Genomic DNA, 21,639 nt, shown 5'->3' with positions numbered 1-21,639 from the left:
TTTCCCATTTTTTATTAGAACATGATAACAACTAATGGATTTTTTCTACTACTCATATATTTAATTTCTAAACTTTGATTCAATTAATATTGATTTGTTTTTCAAAAAATCTAATCGAAGGGTATCAAACACTACATAAAGTTATAGAGTTCTTTATTGTGAAAGCTCACTCAGTTCTTCCCAATCTTTTCAATGCTGCTGTACCTAAAGACTTACCATCAATGGGGCGTTTAACATTCTCAATCACTCCTTTATCTTTACAAAAGCATTTTTGATAGATAAACATATCATTTGACATAAGATTAAATCATTTTAAATGAATTATCAAGCCATAAAATTTAATTTTTAAAAAATTCGGTAAAAAACCATATAAAAATAGATTCTATCAAAGGGAGCGATAACGGAAAAATTTTTACGCACACATGGATACGAAATTACTGCTCAAAAATACCCTCTTACATTTATCTGCAAGTGGGTTTTCTTTTTATTCATTTTGCAAATAAACAAACGTGTTTCCACTTTACCTATTTTTTCATGTTTACATTATCCTATCTAGATGAAGCTATCTCCTAGAGGTAACGCCACATGCCCATCAAGTTAAGAGTTAAATTGCCCCCATAGAAAGGAAAACTGAATCGGATTGTATGAATAATTATGAAGAGATAGAATTTTCGTTTTGGAGATATTTCAAAAGTTTAGCTTGATGGGTATGTGAATCTCCTCTCTATAACAAATATTTTTTAGTAAATGTTAAAAATTTTACGAGAATGTAATTTTTTAACATTTTAATTTTTCTCAATTGTATAACTTTATTTTTGAACTATACTTAATTCGCAATCCCAAAATTAGGAAAGGAGCTTTGAGATAGGACATTTATCTTAATTGTTTACTTAGAGGAGTGATTTAAGAAATCAATGAAGGTAATGTGTTTCTAAATTAATCAGGAAGGGAACTTGAAGTGTTACTATGCTTTTTTTTACTCATCTAAAAATATCATCAACATTTTTTTATAAGTGTGAATTTAAAAAATCCACTTTCGGCATTAGTGAAAAAACTGATATTTCGTATGTAAGTAATAATGAATTTTAACGAAGGGACTGATCTATATGAACAGAAGAAAGAATTGTAGATTACAAAAAACTATAAAGGTGTTTGCAACATCTGCTATTTTAGCAACCACGTTATTTACACCTATTATGTCAAACAATTTAGATGTACATGCTGAAACTGCACAAACTGCAACTCAATTTGAACAAAGAGAGTTTGACCTTCCAGGTACAGGAAGTTTTTGGGATGAAGCAAAAAGAGAAAAAAGAAGTGAGCAAAAAAATTATATGCCAACAGGCATATATGTGAAACCTAATGAACAGGTTACAATTACAGTATCAGGAACGCAAAAGATTAGAGCCATTATTGGGACACATCAATATGATAAAGAATGGGGAAAAGAAATTGATCTTTCACCTGGCTCTAATACCATCTCTTCACCAAACGGCGGCGTATTAGGGTTAGATAATTTTCAAAGCACAGGAACAGTTAAGGTGCAAGTAACGCAAGGCGGTAGCCCTATTCCTTTCTTTGTATTAGGGAAACACACAAAAGCAGACTGGATTGCCATGATGAACAACTATCCAAATGCACATGCAGTACAATTGAAATCAGAACGAGCGGTGCTAACTGTAACTCGTGATAGTGCCAATAAATATATTGTAAATCAAGATCCTGTGCCCCTATTAAATAAATATGATGAAATGATTCGAGCGCAAGACAAGTTAGCAGGGCTATCTGAAACAGATCCTAATCCTTTACATCGTTCAACTCGTCGTATTTGGGCCTTTGTAGAAAATCCTAACGCACAAAGTTGGGGCATGTATGCAAGTTGGGATGGAGCCGTCTTTACGACTGCTGGTAAAGCTATCAAAAGTACTTTAAATGTCAATGAGTTTGGGTGGGGACAAATGCATGAAGCGGGACATGCACGACAACAATATCCATGGACGTGGAATGATTTAAGAGGTATGGGTGAAGTAACTAATAATCTATATTCTTTAGCTGCATTCAAGAAAATATACCCAAATATACCAACACGTTTAGATACAGAGGGAGATTATAATAGAGCTTTTGCGTATTTAAAACAAACAAATAAGGAATATAAAAATATTGACGACCTGTTTGTAAAACTTGTTATGCTTTGGCAACTTCATTTGGCATATGGGGATGATTTTTATCCAAATCTCCACAAATTATATCGTGAGATACCAGAGGATCAACTTCCCAAAACAGACGAGGATAAAATACAGGCATTTATTTACAATACATCGAAAATAGCAAAACAAAATGTACTGCCATTCTTTGATAAATGGGGATTGAAAGCAACACAAGAAACGAGACAAAAAGTAGAAGCTTTAAACAATCCAACATTAATTGCACCTATATGGGAAGCGACGGATGCTAAACCTGTTAAACCACTTGCTGTATTGTCAAAAAAAATAATGAAGGCAAGTGCAAATAGTGAGGAATCAACGGGCTCAGCTAGTAAGGCGATAGATGGAAAAACAGATACATTTTGGCATAGTACTTGGACACCAAATCAATATCCTTACAATTTGACACTAGAACTTGGTGATACACGTACCATTTCACAATTGGCATATCTTCCAAGGCAAGATTGGTCAGAAAATGGCCGTATTTTAACTTACAATATTTATACGAGTGTAGATGGCATTACGTATGACAAAATATCATCAGGAACATGGGAAAATAATAGTGATAAGAAAACGGCAACATTTACCCCAGTTACTGCAAAGTATGTAAAAGTGGAAGTAACGAAAGGACAGAATGGATTTGCTTCAGCAGCTGAAGTAGATATTTTAGGGTATTAATTATTTTCACTTGTCAATGAGTATATGATCACAGGGTGGATTTTGAAATATTTTGAGGATCTGCCCTGTGATATTTTTTGCGTATTTCATGTTCTGTTTTCACTTTATAATTTCTGATAGGAAATTAAGTGAATAAGTTTCAGTTAATACTAATAAAGTAAAAGTCTATAATGATTCTTCAAAAATTTCTTCCTCAAAAAATCTTTTTTGTTTCAACATTTTTCTGACTACTTAGTTTTTCAAACACTGCTTCTGCTTCTTGACCATAATCTCTAAATGTACCTCCAGCAACAGAATCAATTTCTAAATATTTTTCCTTTGAAATCAGATTAGGAGTTAAGGAACCCATATTCTCATCTCCTACTAAAGACATGTACATAAATATAAGTAGAAATATAACTAATAATCCTAATGTTATTTTCCCTATTTATTGTCTCCTGTTCTAAAAAAACAGTTTCTGTCTATCATACCAACAATAGGGAATGTCCTTTTAGAATTTATAAAAAATATAAAAATACATGACAAACTTATATATAATTGCAAGTTCAACCCTTACAAAAAAACAAGATAAAAAAATAAACAGCAGAACTAGTCCACTGTTTACTTCGCCACGCCTTCATGTAATTTTTCTGTATAATCTTTTACATCTTTCCAGCTATCTTTCGCTGTATGTAAATCTTCTTTTATAAACGTAAACTCTTCCGGACTAATTCCTTTTACGTTTTGTAGTAAATTATTATATTTTGCACCTACTGTATACCATTGATTTGATATGTTTTGTAGTGCTGTAATTGCTGCATCAATTGTTTCTGTCATGTTTGTTGTTTTATTTTTTACATCAGTCAAAATTAAGACTTCTGCTTGCGCTCCTGAAATTCTATCTTTTAAATTAGCGATTTCTCTTTCTGCATTTGCGATATCTTTTTTCGCAACCGCGATCATTGGCCCGCCAGCAAGACATGTTATTAATGCTACACAAAGTACGCCACCAGCAATGACCATATCATTACTCTTTTTAATCGAATCGTTATATGTATTTATTTGTTGCTCTAGAGCTGGAATACCAGCATTCGTACTTGCCAATATCGCTGTTAACTGATTTGTATCTTCTTTGAAACTATTTGTATCTTTCGCCATTCTATTGCGAAAAGCTTTCAAATTTCCTAATAATCCATCTACCTCATTTTGATTCTTTACAATATCTGCATACAACTTTTCTAAATCCGCTTTTAATTTTCCGCTATCCTTTTGATCAATCGCTATTAACATGTCATTATAATACGATTGAAAAGTATTATTGTAATTTATAATATTTTGATCTGTTTTCATAATTTGAGGCTTCATATTATTTAACCAATATGCTGCATTAATTTTTGCATCTCTTTGATGCTGAATCATATTTCCTTTAAATTCACTATTAATCGAACTTATTTTACTTAAATCCGTCTCTTGTTGATTTTGAATTAATTTTGCATATGAATCCATTGCAAATATGCTTGATGTCGTTTGTGCCATTACATCTTGGAATCCTGCTGGTCCAAGAGAATAGTTTTTCACATTTTCTTGTAGCACCGTTACATTTTGTTCTGCTGCAAAAGGATGTAAAGGAAATGCGTTACTCGTTGCCACCCCAGCAATCATTACCGCTAAAAGACATTTTTTATAAAATCGTTTCTGCATATTTTTCACCTATTCTCTTTATAAGGATATCAAAAGCTCCTGCTCACAACTGAACAGGAGCTTCAAATCATTCATCAACACTTAACGCCCTAACGATTCGTATTCGATTATGCTTTTTTCGTATCTACTACTTTAATATCTTCAGCATAAATCTTTTCTGCATAGTCTTTAATGTTTTTCCAGCTATCTTTCGCAATGTTTAAATCTTCTTTAATGAAAACAAGATCGTTTGGACTAATTGAATCCACATTTTGAAGTAAAGAATTGTATTTTGATCCCATTGTGTACCATTGGTTTGAAATATTTTGTAACGCTGTAATTGCAGTATCAATTGTATTTGTTAAATACTCTGTTTGTGTTTTAATGTTCGTTAATCCTGCTACTTCTAATTGCGCAGTTGTAACTTGTCCTGTTATCTTTTGAATTTCTGCTTGTGCATTATCAAGCTCTTTCTTCGCTAATACGATTCCAGCTGTACCAACGCCTACAGCTGCTGCACCACCTGCAATTAATGCTACTCCTAGCGGTGTTCCTGCACCCGTAGCAATAACTACTGCACCACCGATAATTGCAATTGGTCCTAGAGCTGTCGCAACAGATGAACCGATAATAATTGCATTATATTTACTAATCGCTTCATTGTACGTTGTAATTTGATTTTGCAGAAGCGGAATTCCTGCATCTTGACTAGCTAATATAGATGTAATTTGATTTGCATCACCCTTGAAGTTTTGCGTATCCGAAGTCATTTTATTTCGGAATTTCTTCAAGTCTTCTACTAACTGATCCACTTGCGCTTTATTTTCATTAATACTACTTGATAATCTAGTTAAGCCTTTCGTAAGAGTCGCTTTATCCTTTGCATCAACTGCAGCAACTAAAGTATCATAATAGTTTTGGAATTTCGTATTGTAGTTAATGATGTTTTGATTCGTTGAAATAAGCTGTGGCTTTAATACATCTAACCATTGCTTCGCATTTCCTCTAGCTGTATCTTGATGCTGAATCACCTTTCCTTTTAAAGCTGCATCAACAGTCGATACATTTCCAAAGTTAACATTACCTTGTTTAATAATTGTTAAAGCATACAGATCCATTACTAAAGCATTTGAACCTGTTCTTTCCATTGCATCTTTCAAGCCTTCTGGTCCTAATGAATATTCTTCATAGTCATTATAAGCTTTTGCTACCGCATGAACTGGAGCTTGTTTCACTGTACTTTCAGCTGCATACGTATGAGCCGGCATAATATTTCCTGCTGCAAATACTGCCATCAGTGCTGATAGAGCCATTACTTTATAAGGTTTTTTTGTCATTTTTCTTCTCTCCCTATATCGCTAATTATTTTTCTGTTTAATGTACTTCAACGTTTGTAACGTAATCTTCAAATTGATTTGTTTGCTTATTCATTTCATCACTTACTTTTTTAATTTGATTGAAATGTTTTTGAAGTAAACTACTGTCTGTATACGTGCCTTCTTCAACATTCGTTTGAATTTGGATCATATTATTATTTACAACTTTCCAATCCGTTAATAACGTTTCTAAAGTTGTAATTTGACGATCAATTAATTCTGTAAAGCTATTTACTTGATCTTCAACGAATGTAATTTGAGTCGCCTCTGCTTCAGTTTGTGATAACTTTTGAATAAGTGGTAATAACTCTTTTTGCTTTTGTTGAATGCGAAGAGCTGCTTCTCTCGTTTGACTATCTGCAGCATTTACAATTTCATTACTTAAAGTACCGATAGAAACAAAATCAATTGTTTTCGTTTGTGCAGTTTGATTTGTGATTGTAAATACTTGTTTACCGATATTAATAGAACCTTTAATGATTTCTTGAGGTCTATTCAAAATAGTAGTTAGTTCAGCTTGAATTTCTCCTTGAATTCTTTTAATATCTTCTCTTAATTTCACAATATCTCCACTTGATCCTTGTAGTGTTTTTATTGCTTCATCGGCTTTAATTGATAAGTTGTTACTATCTTTGTCTAATACTGTTTTAAATCGATTTAACTCTAATAAATCTTGCTCCATACTCTCTTGGATGCTCTGTACTTGCAATTGTAATTTTCCATATGCACTCATAAAATCTGCTTTTGCTTGCTGATCTTCATTTACGTTTCCTGCTAGTTCATAGAGCTTACTATAATAGCTATTAAATCTAGTGCTGTATCTCATCATCTCTTGATTTAAGTCAATTAGCTTCGGATTATATTCATCAATCCACTCTCGTACATTCGCCTTTGCAAACTTTTGATGATTCGTTAAGCTACTCATCGCATTTACCTTAATGTCTGGCTGTTGCAAAATAATTAATCCGTATGCTTGAATAAGCGGTGATTGTGATCCTAACATTCTAATTGAATTGGATAATGTATTTGGAGCAATTACATTTTGCGCATATACTGTTTTCACTTCCGTTTGCCCCTCCTTAGCGTAAGCGCTTACAGGAATGAAGCAACTCGTAGATACTGCTGTAACCAATAACCCTGTAATTAAAGTCTTTTTCACTTTAACTCCTCCTATGTATTAGCAACTATTACTATCGCATTTTATTATTCTATTTTCTTGCCCATAATTTGAGATGGTTAAAATAGAGAACGTTCTCACCGTGATCTATGTATGAACCATCTCTCCCAACTGTTATTGCTACAGTACTTACTTATTGTTATAAAACTTTTCATATGTGTTTAGTATGAATAATATTGTATAAATTTTCTATTTCATCGAAATTCCCACATTCACACAGTGAATATATTACATAAAAATATTATTCATTTTAAACTAAACAACATACGTAAATATGAAATTTCGTTTTGTTTTCATATAAGTTTTGTACTGTAAGGTCATTTAAACACAGCTGTTTATATAACGTAAAGAAGTATTTTCATTCCCTTTATTTTCAAGCTTTCATGTCCTTATTTCAAAATATAATCCGATTCACTTTATCGATTGAAATATCTACATATCACAACAGAAAACACTACTTGCAAACAACCGGTAAAATTATATCGATATAATTTTTAACCCCGTATGCAATTATGCATAGCATATACACAAAAAGGATAGCTTCATTTTCACGAAACTATCCTTAAAAAATCTTCTTATTTTTTCAAATGATATGGAACTGTCGTAATAACAACATTTCTTTTATAAAGTAAATACGCACGTATGAGTAAACTGGATTGATTATGAAGAATGTTATGCCAACCTTTTTTCGGAATGAACTGTGGTATAACGACCGTAACGCGGTAATTCGATTCACTTGCCTTATATTGCACTGTATCAATGAACTTCGTTAACGGCTGAATAATACTTCTATAATGAGAATGTAATGTAACAAGCCTTACTTCAGGTTGCCACACCTTCCATTTCTCTTCAAATTTCTTTTCCTCTTCTCTGTCAAAAGCAACATATACAGCGATAACTTGATCTGCAGAAAGAGATTTCGCATAGTTCAATGAATTTTCTACTACATGCGTCATACCTGCTACAGGAACGACAATTACATTCCCCTCAATTGGAATAAGAGGTTCACAAGTTTTTAAACTTAATTGATCACCCACTGCATCATAATGCTTCTTAATTCGATGAAACAAGAAGATAATAGCAGGTAAGAAAATAAGAATCGACCAAACTTGTGCAAATTTAGTTAAAAAGAACATGCTCATTACGATAAAACTAATAACTGCACCAATTAAATTAACCGTTAATTTTAAAACCCATCCTTCAGGTTTTTCGCGAAGCCACTTTAATACCATCCCTGTTTGAGAAAGTGTAAATGGAATAAATACCCCTACTGCATATAACGGAATTAAATGTTCTGTTTGTCCTTGGAAAGCTACAATTAAAATAATCGAAGCAACTCCAAGTATTATAATACCGTTTGAGTAACCTAGACGGTCTCCTCTAATCGTAAACATTCTCGGTATGAATTTATCTTTTGCGAGGTTAACCGCTAATAAAGGAAATGCAGAATAGCCTGTATTAGCTGCGAGAATTAATATTAAAGCTGTTGTACCTTGTATGAAATAGTACATGAAATTACGTCCAAATGTTTGTTCAGCAATTTGAGAAACAACTGTTACTTCTTTACTCGGCGTCACTCCGTAATAATAAGCTAAAAATACAATTCCTGAAAATAACACAGCAAGTAATGCACCCATTGCAAGCAATGTTTTTGCAGCATTGTTTGGCGCAGGATCTTTAAAGTTCGGAATTGCGTTTGAAATTGCTTCAACACCTGTTAAAGCAGAACTACCTGATGCAAATGCTCTTAACAGTAAAAACAAACTAATACCTGCAACCGGCGTTCCGATCGGCGTGTGTAAAGTTGGTGAAACGTGACCAGTCAAAATATTAATATGCCTACACCAATTAATATAAATAGGGCTAAAACAAATAAATAAACAGGATATGCTAAAACAGAAGCCGATTCCGTTACTCCTCTTAAATTTAAGATCGTAATAAATATAACAAATATAATCGCAATGATTACATTATGTGCATGTAAACTAGGAAAAGCAGATGTTAGCGCATCTGTACCTGCAGATACACTTACTGCAACAGTTAAAATATAGTCGACTAATAAAGATCCTCCAGCAATTAAGCCTGGATTCATCCCTAAATTTTCTTTTGATACAACATACGCTCCCCCGCCATGCGGATAAGCAAAAATAATTTGACGATAAGATAAAATAAGGGCTGTCAATAATACTAATACCCCAACAGCGATCGGAATGGAATACCAATAAGCGATCGCTCCCACACCTGCTAAAGCAATTAAAATTTGTTCTGGACCGTAAGCAACTGATGACAATGCGTCAGAAGATAAAATAGCTAAAGCTTTCGTTTTATTAAGCTTTTGTTCTCCAAGCTCTGTTGATTTTAACGGTCTTCCAATTAAAAATCTTTTAATAGATGAAACCAATGCTGTCCACTCTCCAATAATTTTGTACGAACTTTTCTGCTTGTTACAGCCAGTAAACGATTTCCTCAGAAAACAAAAAATGTCTACAAGCCATAGCGAAATAGACTTGTAGACATTATTTTTTTTGTCGCACAAGCTCCACCTTCCTTCTCAATATAACGCTTACGAGGTTAGCTGTCGGATTCGGGCCTATGAGTAGCCCTACCTTTTTCAAGGATTCACCCCATCGGATTATGTACTAATCCGTAAAAACGGGTCCCCCGTACCATGCGGTTTCAGCGATTTAGAAAATTGAAACTGTGGATTATAATACTCCTTTATTTTCAAAAAGTAAACAAAAATTTTTAATAAGAAAAAAATTAAAATGATTGCGCATAATCCGCTGAGAAATATACATAATGAATATTAAAAATCCGCAAAGGAGACCCATATGTCTAAAGAAAAGAAGCCTATTTTTTCCGATTCATATTTAGATGCAGTAGCAAATGAAATTAATCAGTTATATGGTAAACGTGAACAGGAAATAAATTTGACAGATAGAACGAAAAGAAATAAATAATTTGTCATACAAAAAATAAAAAAGATAGCAATACACTTATATATTGCTATCTTTTTTATTTTTTCATACATCTAATTCTATTACAGATTTGTTAAAGGTCATCTCTTCATACACCTTTAAATTTTGATATATAGATTCTAATAATGGTGCCGCTATAGAAAATTTCTCTGCTACATCCAGTAAATATCCTTGCAAGTGCTTCCCTTCAATAAACGAACCCTTTTCCATATCACGTTGCATTGATGACTTCATATCATACGAAATTTTATCAATCGTTTTCATATGTTCCTGGGCAATATTAGCCTTTACTGGAGCTCCTAATACTCTCATGATTTGTACAGATTCCTCAAACACATTACGGATAAAATCACGGCCGCCTTCACTTTCACGGATTGGTCCAATTGGTGCACGCATTAACGTTGTCACACCTGACATTACAGTAATAAATAAATATTTATGCCACATATCTTGCGTAATATTTTCACTTAAAACAAAACTAGACTTCGTACCTGAAAATGCTTTAGAAATATGCTTTACTCTCTCTGAATTTTGAGACTTAATTTCTCCAAACACAAGTCTGTTGGCAGCGCTAGTTTGTACAATTTCTCCTTGATCGTTTAACGTCGTCTCGATAAAGCATAAACCGCCAATTACTTTTTCTTCGCCGAATTCTTTTTGTAGTAGTGATAAATGAGCGATACCATTTAACAATGGAATGATTACAGTATTATCGCCAACAAACGGCTTCAAATCTTGAATAGCCTCGTTTAAGTGATACGCTTTTGTTGAAAATAAAATAACATCAAATGGAGAAGTTCTCTCTTCTTTCGTTATTAATTTCGGTTGGAAGGAAAAATCCCCGTTAACACTTCGGATTACAAGTCCTCTTTCCTCTAATTGTTTTTTCCGTTTACTACGAACAAGAAACGTGACATCTTCTCCCTTCTCGACTAATCTGCCACCAAAAAATCCTCCGACTCCACCAGCGCCTAATACTAAAATCCTCATACAGCATGCCCCTTTTCAAAATACAATTTTATAACTTTTAGTATACATAACATTATACATGTCCTCTACTAAATAAGCTGAATTTTCACTCTCAATTGAGTATAAAAGAGTGGTTATTTTCAAATAAATTTGGGCATGTTGTTTCTATAGCATATATGGAAAGGACACAATGTAGATGGAGGCAATACAATCAATTGAGGAAAAAGGTGTAGCAACAGCTATATTTCAATTTATATTCCCGTTTTCGTTTAAAGCTGGATATGAACAAGAGATGTTCCCTTTCTTACAAAAAAACGATTTTCGTCCTTTTCGGCTCGATCATCTCGATGATGAAAATACATATTATGGGGAGTTTAAAGTTTCACATCAAAATATGGAAGCATACTATCTTTCATTTACAAATAAAATTCTCTTTCCTCACTCAGAGCATCAAAAGGGCTTGCAACGTTATTCAAAGGACCTTAACTTAACTGGACATTTAACAACAAACCTTATTTCAATTCCATTCAAGATACACTCTATTGATGTCACACTTTGTCCTTATGAACTTGGCTTCTTAACAATTCGAACAGAAGTAAACACTGCTCCAAACATGACTTTATCTGAAGCAATCGAATTCGCTGCTCGCTTCCGTGTACTTGAAACTAAAAATGATACAAATGAGACTATTTGTATTGAATGTAACGGAAAAAAGTATTCCCAAGTTGAAAAATTCATTTTTGGTTATTTATTTTATGGTGTAACTGATTTCTTTGAAAAGAAGAGATTAAGAAGTTCATACTTTCAAACCTTCCCTTTCTTCGAAGACCAAAGAATGTACGTCCAAACTTTATTGTCACTAAAAGAAGGTATGGAGCTTAATGAAGTGGATGTTTATCGTACTTCTAGTCTTTCCGGATTAACAAGTGATGGTAAGCCATATGTGAGCGCAAATAACCTTCCTTACATTCATGACTATTTAAAAAAACACGCTTACCAGAGATGGGCTCCAAATCGTTATTTCATAATGGAAGAACATATTTTTACATGTGTAACAAATGAAGGAGAACGTAAAATCGCTAAACTTGCTAGTCAAATGTACGGAGAATTTTATTACGCTTTATTATTAAACCTATTCCATAAAATTGTTTTATTAAAAATGGCTAACGCCTATGCTGAGCTAAACATTGAACAAGATACTAATGAAATAGAGAAATTAATTTATTCGATCAATTCGTTCACTGCTAATTATTTTTCTTTAGAATTAGTATCCCAATCACAAAGTGAAGATATTTTCTTTCGTTTAAGAAAACTTTTTAATATTGAGGTTCTATACTCGAACGCGAAACAAAATCTTGATAGTTTGTTTAAATATCAAGAAAATGTCGCCTCTAAAAAAGATAGCCTCTTATTATTAATTTTAACGCTCTACTCTGTAGTGGGCCAAATGTTAGGGTTTACTATGATTGACCTTTTAAGAAACACCGATTCAAACAAAATATCGTCACCTCTTGAATTTTTCGCTCTATTAATTGCGATTAGCGGCATTGTCATTTCACTTATTTTAGGAGCCCAAAGTTTATACCAATGGGGTCTACAGCATAAACGAAGAAAAGCTTGGGTAAAACAAACTGTACTTTCTGCCGTTAAAGAGAAAGAAGATAAAAATTAAAAAAGGTTATTTTCAAATTCTTGGCGCGCTGCATTAAGTGAAATTTTTATGAGCGATTTTCCGATTATATCGGCGCAACTCGAAATATATCAGCGATTTTTTTAATATATCGACTTACCGACAAATGACAGGACCGGATAATAAAAAAAGGGTGCTCCAAAATAAAACTTGGAGTACCCCTTTTATTATACGAATTCAGTTTACTTCCCTGCTTCGATTTGCTCTAATGCAGCAGCTACTTGCTCTTCCGTTAATTCATGTTGTATTACGTAGCGGTTACGTGGACTTACACGACATTCATGAGAACATGCACGTAAATATTTCGCTTCGTTTTCTTCAGAACATAAAATTTTCTTATTACATTCTGGATTTGAACAGTTTACATAGCGCTCACAAGGTTCACCTGTAAAGTGGTCTTTACCAACGATAACATGTTCTTTTTGGTTTACTGGTACAGCAATACGCTCATCGAACACGTAACATTGTCCATCCCAAAGCTCACCTTGTACCTCTGGGTCTTTTCCGTACATTACAATTCCGCCGTGAAGCTGACTTACATCTTCATAGCCTTCACGAACTAACCAACCAGAAAACTTCTCACAACGAATTCCGCCTGTACAATAAGTTAAAATCTTTTTACCTTCAAGTACTTCTTTATTTTCACGAATCCAATCTGGTAATTCACGGAATGATTCGATATCAGGTTTAATCGCACCTTTGAAGTGACCTAAATCAAACTCATAATCATTTCGTGCATCAATGATAACTGTATCTTCTTGTTTCATTGCTTCATAAAAATCTTTTGGCTCTAAATACTTCCCAGTTATTTCGTGTGGGTTAATGTCATCTTCTAGACGAAGTGTAACTAACTCTGGACGAGGACGCACATGCATTTTCTTGAATGCATGACCATCAGCTTCATCTATTTTAAATACGATACCGTCAAAACGTGGATCATTGTTCATTGCTTCCATGTATTTCTCTGTTTGTTCTACAGTTCCAGAACAAGTTCCGTTAATACCTTCTTTCGCTACAAGAATTCTTCCTTTTAATTCAAGTGAATTACAAAATTCTAAATGCTCTGCCGCGAATTCTTCTGGGTTTTCAATTGTTGTGTACATGTAATATAGTAATACTCTGTATGGTTTTGTAGTTGCCAATGTATTTCTACCACCTATCTAATTTTTAAAATCATGTATAAGTTAACGTTCATATCAAAACATATATAATAAGAAAATGAATCCCATTTTCTTTTCTTTATACTATTTTCTATCAGTTAACAAAAATAAAAAACAAGATTACACATCAAAACACTATGGTTATGTTGTAATCCCAATATATTATATATCATACAAATGCAATTCCATCAATTAATATGCTGGATTATCGGCTTTATGTTCACATAAATTTCAAAATTGACCCTTTAATTTATTATGTTTCCCCACGTCATCACACCATAAACTCCCAATTTATTTTACGTTATCACACCATCCATTGCATAAAGGCATATAATTTGCATTAAGGAAACTTTCGTGTTCAAATGAAATTATCATATAACATATCTAAATGTATTGAAATAATGAGTAAGAATAAATACAATAATTTCATCAAGTTAACATTTTAAAGGGGAAAACTACTATGAATAAAGATATAACAAAAGATGAACATCTCCCTTCTGAAAGTACAACCGTACAATCAGCTCACTTAGCTTTAAGTGGAGAAACAAAAGGCTGGAAAAGACTGTTACCATTTTTAGGACCCGCTTTTATAGCGTCCGTTGCTTATATTGATCCTGGCAACTTTGCTACAAATATCGCAGCTGGTTCACAATATGGATATTTACTATTATGGGTTATACTCGCCTCTAACTTAATGGCTGTATTAATCCAAACTTTATCAGCTAAATTAGGAGTTGCTACAGGAAACAATTTACCCGAAATAGCTCGTGAAAACTTTCCAAAGCCTGTGTCTATCGGTTTATGGATACAAGGTGAACTAGTTATTATGGCTACAGATTTAGCGGAATTTATTGGAGCTGCATTGGGGCTTTACTTACTATTTGGAATCCCGATGCTACCTGCCGCTTTAATTACAGCAGTCGGATCATTTATTATCCTTGAATTTCAACGTAGAGGATTTCGTCCACTAGAAGCTATTATTACAGGAATGATTTTCATTGTAGTAATTGCTTTTGGGATTCAAGTTTTTTATGCAAAACCAGAATTAAGTCCCCTTCTTTCAGGACTATTTATTCCAAAATTCCAAGGTGTAGACAGTATATTACTTGCAGCAGGGATTTTAGGTGCGACAGTTATGCCACATGCAATATACTTGCATTCTGCATTAACACAACGCCGTGTGGTCGGAACAACTGACGAACAAAAGAAAAAGATTTTTCGTTTCGAATTTATCGATATTATTATTGCAATGGTTATTGCTGGAGCAATTAATGCAAGTATGTTAATTGTTGCTGCTGCACTATTCTTTAAAAACGGCTTGCACGTTGAAGATTTAGATGTTGCTTACACTCAATTTACCAACTTAGTAGGTCCTGTATCAGCTGCTTTGTTTGGAATTGGGCTCTTATCAGCAGGACTATCTAGCTCTTCTGTCGGTACAATGTCGGGTGATATTATTATGCAAGGTTTCATTCGCATGCATATTCCGTTATACTTACGCCGATTTATTACAATGATTCCACCATTAGTTATTATCGCTTTAGGTGTAAATCCAACTTACGCTCTAGTCATGAGCCAAGTCGTCTTATCATTCGGTATTGCATTTGCACTAGTGCCACTTATTATGTTTACAAGTAACAAAAAGATTATGGGTGCACTCGTTAACCACCGTATAACAACATTTATCGCTTGGATAATTGCAGCACTCGTTATCGTTTTAAATATCTTCTTACTGTATCAAACATTTGTAGGGTAATGAAAAAAGGGTATTCCAATTTTAATTTGGAGTACCCTTTTTGGATGAAATGATTTTCTTCTAGTTACCACTTGTGTATGTCCCTCTTTCCGGCATCATGACACCATTTTCAGTTCGAAAGTAAAGTGGCAATCCTTCCGCAAAAAACATACTTACCTTGGACGGATCTTGCCTTTGATGATGAATATGTAAATGCGGCTCACTTGAACTTCCTGAGTTACCGACTTGAGCAAGAAATTCTCCTTCATTTACATGTTGTCCTTCTCTCACATTAATTGATCCTTTCTTTAAATGGGCAAGAATTAAAAATGTGCCCGTTTCATCTAGTCGTAAATAAATATGATTCCCAGCCATTGACTGAAAATTATCCGATCCCGGAACTAAATCTTGTTCATTATTATTAATTGATACAACCGTCCCAGAAGCTGGTGCCATTACTTTCGCTCCATATATTCCGTAATCCTCTAACTTACTACTTTTCACTTCAGCAGGTGGAATGAGAATATCATATGCCCACCTTTCATTTGGTTTTATAACGTGATAGTTCATTTCTAACCGATCACCACCCCAACCTATTAATGCTCGCTCATTCAAAGGAAAACGAACTACTGCTTTAGGACTCATAGATTGTATATCTGCTGGATAAGCAATTCTACCTATATTAGCAAACCAACCGACAGGCCAAGCTCCAATGATAGAAAACAGAATGATTAAAAATAGCGTTCTATCTATCCGTTTTCTAAAAATGCCTTTCCAAAAAAATATTATTACTGATCCTACCAAAAGGAAAACTGAAATAAAACTAAAAGCCTGAATACTCCACCAAACAAAAACTGATGTAACACCATTAGCTACATAAACTAAGATCCAACTTATAATTAAAAAAGAAACTATAATTACTAATAAAAATTTCTTCCACATGTCGCATCCCTACTCTCATATCCTTTTTCTCAATGATACAAAGTAAAAATTACAACATATAAAAGAAATACTTACGACTTTCTTACTTTTTTATACTGCGGTAATTTCACAGTAAAAACTGTTTCTTTATCGTTACTACGTACAGTGATATCCCCTTGATGGAGATCGGCTATACTTTTTGAAATTGCAAGTCCTATTCCTTTCCCGCCCGTATGAGAACTACGTGATTTTTCACTACGATAAAATTTCTCAAAAACGTAAGGAAGGTCCTCTTTCGGAATGCATTGTCCAAAATTTTTAATTTCTACTTCAACATTCATTGTTTTATTGGAAATTTCAATTGCAATTTCCTTTCCATCTTTTCCATACATAATACTATTACCTATTACATTTTCAAATAGTCTCACTATAAGTGCTACATCAACTTCTACATGCAGCACTTCATCACTTTTAATATAAAAGCTCATATTAGCATCATCTAATTGTGGTACAAAGTCAATCATGATTTGTTCAATTAATGCTTTCATATCTACTTCATCTTTATGTAATTCAATCTCTCTATAATTTATTTGACAGTATTCTAATAAATCATCTATTTGATGTTTTAATTCATAACTTTTTCGCTTTAATATACTTACATACTGTTCACATTCCTCTCCATTCGAATGAAGTTTATTTCCTAACAGGTCCGCATAACCGATTAAAGATGTTACTGGCGTTCGTAAATCATGAGAAATATTACTAATCATTTCATTTTTCATTTCCTGTGATTTTTTTTCATTCTCGATAGACTCTTTTAAGCTTTTCGCCATTCTATTAACATTTGCCGCTAGTTCACCAATCTCGTCATTTTTCAAAATAGGTATATGTATTTCAAAATTACCGTCACTTATTTCCTTCAGGTTCTTGTTAATTTGAGACAACCTTTTCATCAGTGTTTTTGTCATACATGCAAAGTATGTTGTAGTAAAAATCAAAAAAACTATAAAATATAAAAATGAATATTTTTCCTCTAAAACATTAACCTGACTATATATATTTCCAACTAAAATTTGAAACACTATTATACTTACAGTCGCTAACAAGATGCTACATATGAATGCGATAAAAAACTTAGCTCTAATGCCTTGTAATGATTTAATCTTCAATTTTATATCCGACTCCCCAAACATTTTGAATAAACTTCGGTTCTTTTGGATTCTCTTCAATTTTATTTCTCAATCTTGCAATATGAACCATTACTGTATTATTACTTTCATAGGCTCTTTCGTTCCAAACGCTCTCATATATTTCTTCAATTGTGAACACACGATTCCTTGCAGCTGCCATTAAGTGAAAAATATCATATTCAGTTTTCGTAAGATTGATTCTTTCTCCATATAACATTACTGTTCTCGACACTTCATCTATTTCTAAACCTCTAATATTTATTTTCTTTTCCATTACTTGGGGAGCATTTTGATTGAAATATGTATACCTTCTTAATTGAGCTTTCACTCTTGCGATAAATTCAATTGTACTGAACGGCTTCACAATATAATCATCTGCCCCAGTACTAAATCCAATTACCTTATCTACATCCGATGATTTCGCGCTTAAAAACATAATTGGTAAACTATGTTTTTCTCTAATCCTTCTACAAAGTTCTATACCATCCATTTGAGGCATCATAATATCCAAAATAGCAAGTTGAATACTGTTATTATTTATTATTTCTAAAGCCTCTTCTCCGTTATGAGCACTAAAAACTTTAAAACCTTCTTGTTTTAAATTCACATTAATAAATTGAATAATATCTTTATCGTCATCTACAATTAATATCGAATTTTTTTCCATTTCCAAACCTCTTTTTTGAAATATATTCCACATCTAAGTTTATCATAAATCAAATCTACCCTTACACCTTGAATAATCTTTATTTTCAGATTAAATTATATAATAACAAATACATTCTATTTTCATGTGAAAAGGAGCGAAAATATGTTTCCTTTATTAAAAACTGAAAGACTTATTTTAAGAGAACTTACCGAAGAAGATGCACCGCGTATACTACAATGCTTTTCTAATACTAATGTACTGCGCTATTATGGCCAAAAACCGTTACAAGATGTTGATCAAGTGAAACAAATCATTCATAACTTTAAGTTGAGTTACAATGCAAGAAACGGTATAAAATGGGGAATCGAATTAAAAGACAAGAAAGAACTCATCGGTACCATTGGTTTTCACGATTGGTCTTCTGAGCATAAACGAGCCAATATAAGTTATGCCTTTTTGCCTGAACACTGGGGAAAAGGATATGCGACTGAAGCTGTTTCTGAGGTTATATCATACGGTTTCCATACGATTCATTTAAAGCGGATTGGGGCAATTGTATTTCTTGAAAATGAAGCTTCCAATAAAGTGCTATTAAAACTAGGTTTTGAAAAAGAAGGAGTTCTAAAAAATTATATGTATCAAGATGACATTCCCTATGATACGAATTTTTATTCTTTATTAAAATCGGTTTAGTAGAATACATGTGTAAAAAACTTGTTTCAGTACAACAGTTATAGGTAGCGAATTTTTAATGACGGATGCGAAGTACTATACATTATAAAACATTAAAAAAGGGCTGTGAGTAAGCTTTTACTCATAGCCCTTTTTTATGTTCTTTTTCTGTTTTCGCAATGCTTTTGGTACGTATACGCAGAAAGGCTCACTTTCCATATAATCCCCCGTCATTGCATATGCTCTAGAACGAGATCCCCCACAAACATATCGAAACTCACAAACACCACACTTTCCCTTATACTTGTCAGGATTACGAAGATTTTGAAAAACAGGGGAGTTTCGATAGATTTCAGCTAGCGAATTTGTTCTAATATTCCCGGTTTTAATCGTCAATACCCCACTTGGATATGTTTCTCGGTATAAAGTTAAGAAATTAGGAATTTTTCATTACTCTAAAAATACGCTATTTAACTGAAGACTATTAAATTAAGTTTCTTAAAATTATATTTTTAAAGTCTTTCAACATCATTACCTCTTTTCTAAAACCATAAAGAACGTACTATCTGGTAGCGTAACAGCATTCCCAGACTCATCTGTAAACTCGATTTTCTCGCTAAGATGGTTTGTATATCCATCCTGCAAATAGTTCATAGCTTGAACGATATTTACTTTATCTCCAAAGATACCCTTTACGAAGTCCTTATAGTCGTTTGGCGTAAAAATTCCAAACTGCTCCTGCACTTCATGAACAAAGGAATCCTCACCCCAAGTATACGTATATAAGAACTCCATTGCATCATTAACAGGCATTTTGACTGTATTGTCTGCAAGTACCTCATACTGGATTATACGCCCCTTAAATTCTTGGACATACTGCTCTAAGAACTTCATTCCGCCTGCATCTTTAAAACGAATCACTCGCATTAACCTTTTATCTTCGGTCATGATGCCATCACGAATGATAATACGGCCTCCTGGCTTTAACACCTCATAAGCACTCTGCAGCCCCTTTTTAATTACTTCATGATTAAATTTCCTACCTTCATACTCGATATAAGAGAACAGCTCATGAAGGATAGAAGAATATACAATCGTATCAACCGATTCTTTTTCAAATGAGCTGCTTAAATTGATTGCATCCCCTTTAATGACGTTCCAAGAACGCCCCTCGTTCTGCTTCTTCTTTTTCAACGTATCAATCACGTTTTCGGAAATATCGATACCGTAGATTCGTTTATCCTCGGTCTCTTCTTCAATCATGTCTAGCATGACACCACCACCGGCTCCGACATCTACAATCGTATCTCCCTTTATATAATCAAGAATAATTCGTTTATCATCAGCCGAGCTATTCATATGCTCCAGATACACTTCTTCGTTATGGAATCTATCATATGCATCCTTTCGTAACCCGAAGAAATCAAACAGCAGCACATTTGCCCGAGCATGCATCATATCTATCTTTTCTGCCTCTACACAGAAGGTAATTAACGCCTCACCTACAGCAGAAAACCGAAACGACACATACGCAGTCTTCATATCTTCATCGACTTTAACCTGAAAAGAAACATGCGTTGTATTCGGTTTCTCGTTCTCACGGTACTCCCGTAGATACTTCTCAATAACTCGCTTACGATACACGTTGTCCTTTTTTTCGCCTTTGAAATCATAATGTAGCTGCTGCATCAATTTCTCGAAATGTATATGCTGAACTTTTCTAGTGCCTATCTCATTCTTTAACATAACAAAAACTGTCCAAATATCCTCAAAGCTAAGAGCATGCATAGAAGGTTCTACATACCACAAATCCTTATTAGATAGGAATGTTTGAACGTCACTCTTCTCGCTCCCCATAATTATATCTTTTTCAAATGCTGACTCCTTATGTTTTGGCGTGAGTCTATGTATACGAGAAGTAAATGGCTCCATATAACCATCAAACAGACCATCAATTGTAATCTTCACATCGTTCTTCACTTCACTCCACAAAGCTTTTGATACGCCCTCAATAATGCATTGGTTAAGATAGTATAGAATCTCCTTTAACCTAACGTCTCCGTATTCTTCTTTATATGTGTTAATTAAATCAACATGAGAGTCCAAACGAGCCTCCCCGCGTATATACTGCCCGATTAATCCATGTGTTCTAATTAAATCTTGAATAAACAAATACTCAGTAGAGTTTAAGTTTGTCTCTACACGTTCAATAAACTGAATATCACTAAAGATATCAGCAGAACCCTCGTTATGTACCAATAGATTAATCCCTTTTTTCTTCCATTGCTCCCGCTGTTTTAAAGATCCTACCTTTGCAAGCTCACTATACGTTAGTACCTTTTCAATAATACGATATGCTTCTTCATCTAAAGACAGTCCATCCAACACTTGCAGCGTACGGTGTACATAGTACAACACCGCATCTGTTTTTAATGCACCAAGTACTTGTACATTCTCATAATTTTGATGTATCTCCTCTGCCTCAATTAGATGCTTTAACCACGTAGGGATTGAAACAGAACTCCCTTCAATATATGTATTTAGAACTTCAATGCTTTTCAACTTATTTCCCCCCATATAT

At 33.6% G+C, this 21,639-nt stretch carries 15 protein-coding genes, 2 pseudogenes and 1 riboswitch; of the genes and pseudogenes, 5 read left to right on the top strand and 12 right to left on the bottom strand.

What is annotated here, in order from left to right; genetic code table 11:
- The first annotated feature begins 1,106 nt into the window (after positions 1-1,106).
- Entirely contained in the window at positions 1,107-2,882 is a 1,776-nt protein-coding gene (locus MHH55_RS03430; RefSeq protein ID WP_078187344.1) for a M60 family metallopeptidase, read from the top strand.
- Between the two features lie 193 nt (positions 2,883-3,075).
- On the opposite strand, the gene MHH55_RS03425 is transcribed toward MHH55_RS03430, so the two are convergent.
- The 5 genes and pseudogenes from MHH55_RS03425 to MHH55_RS03405 all read right to left on the bottom strand — a co-directional run bounded on the left by MHH55_RS03425 (position 3,076) and on the right by MHH55_RS03405 (position 9,384).
- A complete protein-coding gene (locus tag MHH55_RS03425) occupies positions 3,076-3,255 on the bottom strand; it encodes a hypothetical protein (protein ID WP_025687226.1) in 180 nt (59 codons plus the stop codon).
- A 227-nt stretch (positions 3,256-3,482) separates the two neighbouring features.
- Entirely contained in the window at positions 3,483-4,562 is a 1,080-nt protein-coding gene (nheC, locus tag MHH55_RS03420) for a non-hemolytic enterotoxin NHE subunit C (RefSeq protein ID WP_001171994.1), read from the bottom strand.
- A 107-nt stretch (positions 4,563-4,669) separates the two neighbouring features.
- A complete protein-coding gene (gene nheB, locus MHH55_RS03415) occupies positions 4,670-5,878 on the bottom strand; it encodes a non-hemolytic enterotoxin NHE subunit B (protein WP_078187343.1) in 1,209 nt (402 codons plus the stop codon).
- 37 nt (positions 5,879-5,915) lie between these two features.
- The gene (nheA, locus tag MHH55_RS03410; RefSeq protein ID WP_078187342.1) at positions 5,916-7,076 is read right to left on the bottom strand and encodes a non-hemolytic enterotoxin NHE subunit A; all 1,161 of its coding nucleotides are present in this window, start codon (positions 7,074-7,076) and stop codon (positions 5,916-5,918) included.
- A 593-nt stretch (positions 7,077-7,669) separates the two neighbouring features.
- Positions 7,670-9,384, bottom strand: a pseudogene (locus MHH55_RS03405) (APC family permease).
- Positions 9,385-9,639: 255 nt separating this feature from the next.
- Positions 9,640-9,786, bottom strand: a riboswitch (cyclic di-AMP (ydaO/yuaA leader).
- Positions 9,787-9,925: 139 nt separating this feature from the next.
- On the opposite strand from MHH55_RS03405, the gene MHH55_RS03400 reads away from it, so the two are divergent.
- The gene (locus tag MHH55_RS03400) at positions 9,926-10,054 is read left to right on the top strand and encodes a hypothetical protein (RefSeq protein ID WP_000031873.1); all 129 of its coding nucleotides are present in this window, start codon (positions 9,926-9,928) and stop codon (positions 10,052-10,054) included.
- 63 nt (positions 10,055-10,117) lie between these two features.
- On the opposite strand, the gene panE is transcribed toward MHH55_RS03400, so the two are convergent.
- A complete protein-coding gene (gene panE / locus MHH55_RS03395) occupies positions 10,118-11,062 on the bottom strand; it encodes a 2-dehydropantoate 2-reductase (protein ID WP_001221892.1) in 945 nt (314 codons plus the stop codon).
- Positions 11,063-11,237: 175 nt separating this feature from the next.
- Here panE and MHH55_RS03390 point away from each other — a divergent pair, with 175 nt between their 5' ends.
- Positions 11,238-12,713, top strand: a complete 1,476-nt coding sequence (locus MHH55_RS03390) for a hypothetical protein (RefSeq protein WP_000387436.1) — start codon at positions 11,238-11,240, stop codon at positions 12,711-12,713.
- Between the two features lie 200 nt (positions 12,714-12,913).
- On the opposite strand, the gene trhO is transcribed toward MHH55_RS03390, so the two are convergent.
- Positions 12,914-13,873, bottom strand: a complete 960-nt coding sequence (gene trhO, locus MHH55_RS03385) for an oxygen-dependent tRNA uridine(34) hydroxylase TrhO (RefSeq protein WP_078187340.1) — start codon at positions 13,871-13,873, stop codon at positions 12,914-12,916.
- A gap of 478 nt (positions 13,874-14,351) precedes the next feature.
- Here trhO and MHH55_RS03380 point away from each other — a divergent pair, with 478 nt between their 5' ends.
- Entirely contained in the window at positions 14,352-15,647 is a 1,296-nt protein-coding gene (locus MHH55_RS03380) for an Nramp family divalent metal transporter (protein ID WP_078186188.1), read from the top strand.
- A gap of 60 nt (positions 15,648-15,707) precedes the next feature.
- Here MHH55_RS03380 and MHH55_RS03375 read toward each other — a convergent pair whose 3' ends face one another.
- The 3 genes from MHH55_RS03375 to MHH55_RS03365 form a co-directional block, all read right to left on the bottom strand.
- Positions 15,708-16,568 (bottom strand): M23 family metallopeptidase, encoded by an 861-nt coding sequence (locus MHH55_RS03375; RefSeq protein ID WP_065382332.1) that lies wholly within the window; start codon positions 16,566-16,568, stop codon positions 15,708-15,710.
- A 71-nt stretch (positions 16,569-16,639) separates the two neighbouring features.
- Positions 16,640-17,740: a HAMP domain-containing sensor histidine kinase gene (locus MHH55_RS03370; protein WP_162837403.1), complete on the bottom strand. Its 1,101-nt coding sequence runs from the start codon at positions 17,738-17,740 to the stop codon at positions 16,640-16,642.
- A complete protein-coding gene (locus MHH55_RS03365) occupies positions 17,706-18,404 on the bottom strand; it encodes a response regulator transcription factor (protein ID WP_000414514.1) in 699 nt (232 codons plus the stop codon). Before MHH55_RS03365 ends, MHH55_RS03370 begins: the two co-directional genes overlap by 35 nt.
- Before the next feature lie 144 nt (positions 18,405-18,548).
- Between MHH55_RS03365 and MHH55_RS03360 the strand changes: the two genes are divergently transcribed.
- Positions 18,549-19,079 (top strand): GNAT family N-acetyltransferase, encoded by a 531-nt coding sequence (locus tag MHH55_RS03360; RefSeq protein WP_000484221.1) that lies wholly within the window; start codon positions 18,549-18,551, stop codon positions 19,077-19,079.
- A gap of 117 nt (positions 19,080-19,196) precedes the next feature.
- On the opposite strand, the pseudogene MHH55_RS03355 reads toward MHH55_RS03360, so the two are convergent.
- Together MHH55_RS03355 and MHH55_RS03350 are read right to left on the bottom strand one after the other, a co-directional pair.
- Positions 19,197-19,472 (bottom strand): annotated as a pseudogene (locus MHH55_RS03355) (SPASM domain-containing protein); the annotation flags it as partial.
- Positions 19,473-19,589: 117 nt separating this feature from the next.
- Positions 19,590-21,635, bottom strand: a complete 2,046-nt coding sequence (locus tag MHH55_RS03350; RefSeq protein ID WP_002025623.1) for a class I SAM-dependent methyltransferase — start codon at positions 21,633-21,635, stop codon at positions 19,590-19,592.
- Positions 21,636-21,639 lie beyond the last annotated feature (4 nt).

It is taken from the genome of Bacillus sp. FSL K6-2944 (assembly GCF_038005385.1).
GTDB classification, from domain to species: Bacteria; Bacillota; Bacilli; order Bacillales; family Bacillaceae_G; genus Bacillus_A; species Bacillus_A cereus.
The sequence above is the reverse complement of the archived record's forward strand: the minus strand, read 5'-3'. Positions and strand labels throughout refer to the sequence as shown.

Coding starts and splice junctions, on each gene's coding strand:
- MHH55_RS03430 (WP_078187344.1), top strand. CDS start 1,107: ATGAACAGAAGAAAGAATTGTAGATTACAAAAAACTATAAAGGTGTTT.
- MHH55_RS03425 (WP_025687226.1), bottom strand. CDS start 3,255: ATGTCTTTAGTAGGAGATGAGAATATGGGTTCCTTAACTCCTAATCTG.
- nheC (WP_001171994.1), bottom strand. CDS start 4,562: ATGCAGAAACGATTTTATAAAAAATGTCTTTTAGCGGTAATGATTGCT.
- nheB (WP_078187343.1), bottom strand. CDS start 5,878: ATGACAAAAAAACCTTATAAAGTAATGGCTCTATCAGCACTGATGGCA.
- MHH55_RS03400 (WP_000031873.1), top strand. CDS start 9,926: ATGTCTAAAGAAAAGAAGCCTATTTTTTCCGATTCATATTTAGATGCA.
- panE (WP_001221892.1), bottom strand. CDS start 11,062: ATGAGGATTTTAGTATTAGGCGCTGGTGGAGTCGGAGGATTTTTTGGT.
- MHH55_RS03390 (WP_000387436.1), top strand. CDS start 11,238: ATGGAGGCAATACAATCAATTGAGGAAAAAGGTGTAGCAACAGCTATA.
- MHH55_RS03380 (WP_078186188.1), top strand. CDS start 14,352: ATGAATAAAGATATAACAAAAGATGAACATCTCCCTTCTGAAAGTACA.
- MHH55_RS03375 (WP_065382332.1), bottom strand. CDS start 16,568: ATGTGGAAGAAATTTTTATTAGTAATTATAGTTTCTTTTTTAATTATA.
- MHH55_RS03370 (WP_162837403.1), bottom strand. CDS start 17,740: ATGTTTGGGGAGTCGGATATAAAATTGAAGATTAAATCATTACAAGGC.
- MHH55_RS03365 (WP_000414514.1), bottom strand. CDS start 18,404: ATGGAAAAAAATTCGATATTAATTGTAGATGACGATAAAGATATTATT.
- MHH55_RS03360 (WP_000484221.1), top strand. CDS start 18,549: ATGTTTCCTTTATTAAAAACTGAAAGACTTATTTTAAGAGAACTTACC.
- MHH55_RS03350 (WP_002025623.1), bottom strand. CDS start 21,635: ATGGGGGGAAATAAGTTGAAAAGCATTGAAGTTCTAAATACATATATT.